The following is a 6,187-nucleotide window of genomic DNA, read 5'->3' on the forward strand; positions in this document are numbered from 1 at the left end:
AGTCCGGTCCGATTCGCCGCGAAGGGCGTTGCGGGGCCGGACACTAGCGGAGGTCCGGTCACTCTCCAAAGCCGTTCGATTACTCAGTGTGGCGGCGGCGTTTCGCCCCGCCCCACGCCGGAGTCGGGCGGGACCGCCCTCAGTAGCCGAATGCCCGGGCCGTATTGGCCGCGACGGCCTCGGCCATGGCGTCTTCGCCGATCCCGCGCACTTCCGCCATGGCGCGCAGGGTGACGGGAATGAGATACGGCGCATTGGGCCGGCCGCGATAAGGCGCCGGAGTGAGAAAAGGCGCATCCGTCTCAACAAGAACAAGCTCCACCGGCGCTACTTTGAGCGCATCACGCAACGGCTGAGCGTTTTTGAAAGTCACATTGCCTGCAAAGGACATGTAGTAACCGGCCGCCGCACACACTTCGGCCATTTCCGCGTCACCGGAATAACAATGGAACACCGTGCGCTCCGGGGCGCCTTCCTCGGCGAGGATGCGCAGCACATCGGCGTGCGCCTCGCGATCGTGGATGACCAGCGCCTTGCCGTGCCGTTTGGCGATCTCGACATGGGCGCGGAAGGACCGTTCCTGGGCGGCCACGCCCTCGGGTCCGGTGCGGAAGTAGTCGAGCCCCGTCTCACCGACGGCCCGCACCTGCGGCAGGGCGGCCAGCCGGTCGATCTCGGTCAGCGCGTCGTCCAGCGCCTTGTCGCCGCCGCCCTCGCGGTCACCCCGCCGGGACCAGCCGTCGGGGTCGCCGTGCACGATACGGGGCGCTTCGTTGGGATGCAGGGCGACCGCCGCGTGGACGTTGTCGTACGCCGCGGCCGTCTCGGCGGCCCAGCGGGAGCCCGCCAGATCGCATCCCACCTGCACCACGGTGGTCACACCGACCGAAGCGGCCCTGGCCAGGCCGTCGGCGACCGTGCCGTCCTGCATGTCCAGATGGGTGTGCGAGTCCGCGACCGGCACCCTGAGGGGCTCGGGCAGCGGCGGGGCGGCGTCCTTCGAACTCATGGGCGCGATCCTACGAGGATCGCGCCCATGGGCTTACGTGCGGTGGTACGGCCGGCTCACTTGCGGTGGTGGAAGGGGTGCAGGAGATCCGAGAGATGCCAGTGGTGGACAGGCCCCGCCGCGCTCGCGCCTGCGGATATGCCCTCCCCCGGTCCGGCGGCTGTCCCGTCCGCCGGCCGCGCCGGCGCCTCCGCCGGCTCCGTCTTCCCCGCCCCTGTGCCCTGGGCCCGCTTGCTCTTCGCGGGCCGGTACTGCTCCATCATCAGCGCCGCCCGTACGGACGACACCTGTCCCGAACGCATGATGCGCACGATGTGCCCGCCACAATTCAGGCAGGCCGGGCTCGACAGCGGCGAGGGAACCCTCGCCCCGTCCGACTTGTAAACGACGAAATTCTGGCCCGAGCCGTCGACGTGATGCTCTATGTCGTATGCCTGCTCCCAGCCGTGCCCGCAGTGCATACAGCAAAAGGCATATGCCTCGTGGGCTACGGCGGTGCCCATGATCTCACTCATGCCAGCTCCTCTCCACTCGACCCAGTGGACGCCTTTGACGGCGGGAGCGCATCAGCGCCTGTCGATTAATGGAATGCTCTTGGCCTTCTCATGCCCAAAAGGCCCGGCACGCGGTCTGTGCTTTGCTTTTCACGATAGTCCTTTGCCGTTCGAGGGGGCGCTCTGCGCCGCGTTCTTCGCCGCCACGACGGCATCGAACACGTCCCGCTTCGGCACTCCGGCGTCGGCGGCCACCGCGGCGATCGCCTCCTTGCGCCGCTCCCCCGCCTCCTCCCGCACCAGCACCCTCCGCACCAGTTCGACCGGGTCCAGGTCGCCCGGCCCCGATTCCGGCGCGCCCTCGACGACCACCGTGATCTCGCCCCGTACGCCCTCGGCCGCCCAGGCCGCCAGCTCCCCGAGACCGCCGCGCCGCACTTCCTCGTACGTCTTGGTCAACTCGCGGCAGACGGCGGCCCGGCGCTCCGCGCCGAAGACCTCGGCCATCGCGGCGAGCGTGTCGTCGAGCCGGTGCGGCGCCTCGAAGTAGACCAGGGTGCGCCGCTCACCGGCGGCCTCACGCAGCCGGCCGAGCCGCTCACCCGCCTTGCGCGGCAGGAAACCCTCGAAGCAGAAGCGGTCCACCGGCAGCCCCGAGAGCGCCAGCGCCGTCAGCACGGCGGAAGGACCCGGCACGGCCGTGACCCTGATGTCCCGCTCCACCGCCGCGGCCACCAGGCGGTAGCCGGGATCGGAGACGGACGGCATCCCCGCGTCCGTGACGAGCAGCACCCGCGCCCCGCCCAGCAGCGCCTCGACCAGCTCCGGCGTCCTGGCCGATTCGTTGCCCTCGAAGTACGACACGACCCGGCCGCGCGTCTGCACACCGAGCGCCTGGGTGAGCCGGCGCAGCCGCCGGGTGTCCTCCGCGGCGACCACGTCCGCGGTCTCCAGTTCGGCGGCGAGCCGGGGCGGCGCGTCCGTGACATCACCGATGGGCGTCCCTGCGAGTACCAGCGTTCCGTTCACATCCGCCATCCTCGCAGGGCGCGACGCGCCCCCCGCACAGCAGTGTTCCCTACGATGGCGCGGTGACCAGTACTGCGCCAGAAGCCCTCCACGGGCACGACGCCGGCGACAAGCCGCCCGCATGGCCTCAGCGGCTGCGCCGATTCGGCCATGTGCCCCGGGAGGTGACAGGGCTGCGCGAGCGGCTGGTACCCCCGTACAACCGGCCCTCGGAGCGGCTCTGGGCCGTGCTCGGAGTGCCACCGCTACTGGCGGACCGGCTGGTCCGCTGGTCGGCGTGGGGCGGTCCGCTGCTCGTCGCGCTGGTCGCGGGTGTGCTGCGGTTCTGGCACCTGGGCAGCCCCAAGGCGGTGATATTCGACGAGACGTATTACGCCAAGGACGCCTGGGCGCTCATCAACCAGGGGTACGAGGGGAGCTGGCCCAAGGACATCGACAAACAGATCCTGGCCGATCCCTCGTCGGTCCCCGTGCCCACCGACCCGGGCTATGTGGTCCATCCGCCGGTCGGCAAATGGGTCATCGGCGTCGGTGAACAGCTCTTCGGATTCACGCCGTTCGGCTGGCGGTTCATGGTGGCGGTGCTCGGCACGCTGTCGGTGCTGATGCTGTGCCGGATCGGACGCCGGCTGTTCCGTTCGACGTTCCTGGGCTGCCTGGCGGGCGCCCTGCTCGCCGTCGACGGCCTGCACTTCGTGATGAGCCGCACCGCCCTCCTCGACCTGGTGCTGATGTTCTTCGTGCTGGCCGCCTTCGGCTGTCTGCTGATCGACCGCGACTGGACGCGGCGGCGGCTCGCCGGAGCGCTCCCGGAGGACGAGGACGGCGTGCTGCGCCCGGACGCCTCGGTCGCCGAGACCCTGCGGCTCGGTGTACGGCCCGGGCGGCTCGCGGCCGGACTGATGCTCGGCCTGGCCTTCGCGACGAAGTGGAACGGGCTCTACATCCTGGCCGCCTTCGCGCTGATGACCGTGTTGTGGGACGTGGGTGCGCGGCGGACCGCGGGCGCGGCGCGCCCCTGGTCGGCGGTCTTCCGGCGGGACACCGCGCCCGCCTTCTTCTCGACGGTGCCGGTCGCGATCGTCACGTACATCGCGTCCTGGACCGGCTGGATCGTCACCGACAAGGGCTATTTCAGAAACTGGGCCGAGACCGACGGGGCGGGCGGCCCCGGCTGGGTGCCGGGCTGGCTCCGCAGCCTGTGGCACTACGAGAACGAGGTCTACAGCTTCCATGTGAACCTCACCTCGGGCCACACCTATCAGTCGAACCCCTGGAGCTGGATCGTCCTGGGCCGCCCGGTCTCGTACTTCTACGAGGACCCGGTGGCCGGCAAGGACGGCTGTCCGGCGTCGACGGCCGGCAAATGCGCCCGAGAGGTCCTGGCGATCGGCACCCCGCTGCTGTGGTGGGCGGCGGCCTTCGCGCTCTGCTTCGTCCTGTGGCGCTGGTTCTTCCGGCGCGACTGGCGCGCGGGCGCGATCGCCTGTGGTGTGGCGGCCGGCTGGGCACCGTGGTTCCTGTACCAGGAGCGGACGATCTTCCTGTTCTACGCGGTCGTCTTCGTGCCGTTCCTCTGTCTCGCGGTGGCGATGCTGGTCGGCGCGCTCGTGGGCCCGGCCGGTTCCGACGAGCGGCGCCGTACGCTCGGCGCGGTCGGCGCGGGCGTGCTGGTCCTGCTGATCATCTGGAACTTCATCTATTTCTTCCCGCTCTACACGGGCCAGGCGATCCCGGTCGACTCCTGGCGCAACAGGATGTGGTTCGACACCTGGGTGTGACGCCCACTTGTGCGCGACCCCGGAGCGCGGCACCGGTCGTGCACGGCGCCCGGAGCGCCGGTGGTGTGCGCGCTCACGGGGGTGCGCCGGTGCGCGTCCCAGTCCGATAACGCTCGCCCCGTGTGACACACCCGTCCCGTAGAGTGCTCCTGACTACTTCCTTGAACGTGTTCAAAGGAAGCTCCTGGGGAGGGGGACTGCACAGATGCGCAGCGGAGTGAAGGTCGCCGTGATCGGCGGAGTGTTCGTGGTGGTCGCCGGCGGGGTGGGGTACGGCGCCTACAACATCTACGACGGCCTCACCGGCGGTGGCGGGGGCGCCACGACCACCTCCGCGTCGCAGGAGGTCGAGACCGGGCCGCTGAGCGCCGAGGAGATCGACAAGGCCGCGAAGGAATTCCTGACCGGATGGGCGAGCGGACGCGACGCGGCCGAGGTCGCCCAGCTCACCAATGACGCGGCGGCCGCGGAGACGGTCATCGGCGGCTTCCGGGACGAGGCCCGGGTCGTCGACGCGGTGATCACACCGGGCAAGGCGGTCGGCCCGACGGTGCCGTTCACCGTCAAGGCCACGGTGGAGCTGGACGGGACGAGCAAGCCCTGGTCGTACGATTCCTCGCTGACCGTCGTACGCGGGGTCACCACCGGACGTCCGCTGGTCGACTGGTCGCCGTCCGTGATCCATCCGCAGCTCACGGGCGAGAACCATCTCGTCACGAGCGAGGCCGCGGCGCCGCCCATCGAGGCCGTCGACCGCAACGGCGCGAAGCTGACGAAGGAGAAATACCCGTCGCTCGGGCCCGTCCTGGATCAGCTGAGGGAACGTTACGGCGCCGACGCGGGCGGCTCTCCCGGCATCGAACTCATGCTGAAGAGCAACGACGAGACCCTGCCGGACCAGACACTGCTCATCCTCGCCAAGGGCAAGGCGGGCAAGCTGCGGACCACGCTGGACGCGACCGTACAGGCCGCCGCCGAGCGGGCGGTGAAGAAGTTCAGCGAGGCGTCGGTCGCCGCCGTCAAGCCGAGCACGGGCGAGATACTCGCCGTCGCCAACAACCGCGCGGACGGCTTCAACGCGGCGATGCTCGGCAAGCAGGCGCCCGGCTCCACGATGAAGATCGTGACGGCGGCGATGCTGATGGAGAAGGGCCTGGCCGCCGCGAACAAGCCGGCGGAGTGCCCGCCGAACGTCATGTACCAGGGCCGTACCTTCCAGAACCTGGACGGCTTCTCGATCCCGAACGGCACCTTCGCGCAGAGCTTCGCCCGTTCCTGCAACACCGCCTTCATCAAGCTGATCGACGACACCGGGAACGACTCCGCGCTGAAGGAGGAGGCCGAGCAGGTCTTCGGCATCGGCCTCGACAACTGGCAGACCGGCATCACCTCCTTCGACGGCACCGTCCCGTCCGCGACCGGCGGCGAGGCCGCGGCCCAGTACATCGGGCAGGGCACCGTCCAGATGAACGTCCTCACCATGGCGTCCATCACCGCGACCGCCAAGCAGGGCACGTTCAAGCAGCCGATCATCGTGCCGCTCTCGCTGGACGACCGGGAACGGGCCACCGCCGCGCGCTCACTGCCGTACTCCGTGGCGCAGCAACTCCGCGACATGATGCGGCTCACGGCGACAAGCGGCACGGGCGCGAGCGCGATGTCCGGACTCGGCGGTGACAAGGGCGCGAAGACCGGCTCGGCGGAGGTCGACGGCCAGGCGACGTCGAACAGCTGGTTCACCGGCTTCCAGGACGATCTCGCCGCGGCGGCGGTCGTCCAGTCCGGCGGCCACGGCGGCGACGCGGCGGGCCCGGTGGTCGCGGCGGTGCTCGGGGCCGGATAGCCGGCGCCGGGCATCCGGGCTGTCAGGCCGG

General features: G+C 70.2%; 5 protein-coding genes. 2 read left to right on the plus strand and 3 right to left on the minus strand.

Annotated elements, in window-relative coordinates:
* Positions 1 to 139 precede the first annotated feature (139 nt).
* The 3 genes from ABZ707_RS09195 to rsmI all read right to left on the minus strand — a co-directional run bounded on the left by ABZ707_RS09195 (position 140) and on the right by rsmI (position 2,532).
* Positions 140 to 1,009, minus strand: coding sequence for a TatD family hydrolase (locus ABZ707_RS09195; RefSeq protein WP_360170295.1), 870 nt, complete (start codon positions 1,007 to 1,009; stop codon positions 140 to 142).
* A 56-nt stretch (positions 1,010 to 1,065) separates the two neighbouring features.
* Entirely contained in the window at positions 1,066 to 1,524 is a 459-nt protein-coding gene (locus ABZ707_RS09200; protein WP_360170298.1) for a hypothetical protein, read from the minus strand.
* A gap of 129 nt (positions 1,525 to 1,653) precedes the next feature.
* Positions 1,654 to 2,532: a 16S rRNA (cytidine(1402)-2'-O)-methyltransferase gene (gene rsmI / locus ABZ707_RS09205; protein WP_360170301.1), complete on the minus strand. Its 879-nt coding sequence runs from the start codon at positions 2,530 to 2,532 to the stop codon at positions 1,654 to 1,656.
* Between the two features lie 62 nt (positions 2,533 to 2,594).
* On the opposite strand from rsmI, the gene ABZ707_RS09210 reads away from it, so the two are divergent.
* Both ABZ707_RS09210 and ABZ707_RS09215 read left to right on the plus strand, forming a co-directional pair.
* A complete protein-coding gene (locus ABZ707_RS09210) occupies positions 2,595 to 4,313 on the plus strand; it encodes a phospholipid carrier-dependent glycosyltransferase (protein WP_360170304.1) in 1,719 nt (572 codons plus the stop codon).
* 205 nt (positions 4,314 to 4,518) lie between these two features.
* Positions 4,519 to 6,156, plus strand: coding sequence for a penicillin-binding transpeptidase domain-containing protein (locus ABZ707_RS09215; protein ID WP_360170307.1), 1,638 nt, complete (start codon positions 4,519 to 4,521; stop codon positions 6,154 to 6,156).
* The last annotated feature ends 31 nt before the right edge of the window (positions 6,157 to 6,187 follow it).

Origin of the sequence: Streptomyces sp. NPDC006923, from assembly GCF_040635655.1 — a bacterium.
In the GTDB taxonomy this organism is placed as follows: Bacteria; Actinomycetota; Actinomycetes; order Streptomycetales; family Streptomycetaceae; genus Streptomyces.

Bases quoted from the DNA above. Each gene is read 5' to 3' on its own strand.
- ABZ707_RS09195 (WP_360170295.1), bottom strand. From the start codon at position 1,009: ATGAGTTCGAAGGACGCCGCCCCGCCGCTGCCCGAGCCCCTCAGGGTG.
- ABZ707_RS09200 (WP_360170298.1), bottom strand. From the start codon at position 1,524: ATGAGTGAGATCATGGGCACCGCCGTAGCCCACGAGGCATATGCCTTT.
- ABZ707_RS09215 (WP_360170307.1), top strand. From the start codon at position 4,519: ATGCGCAGCGGAGTGAAGGTCGCCGTGATCGGCGGAGTGTTCGTGGTG.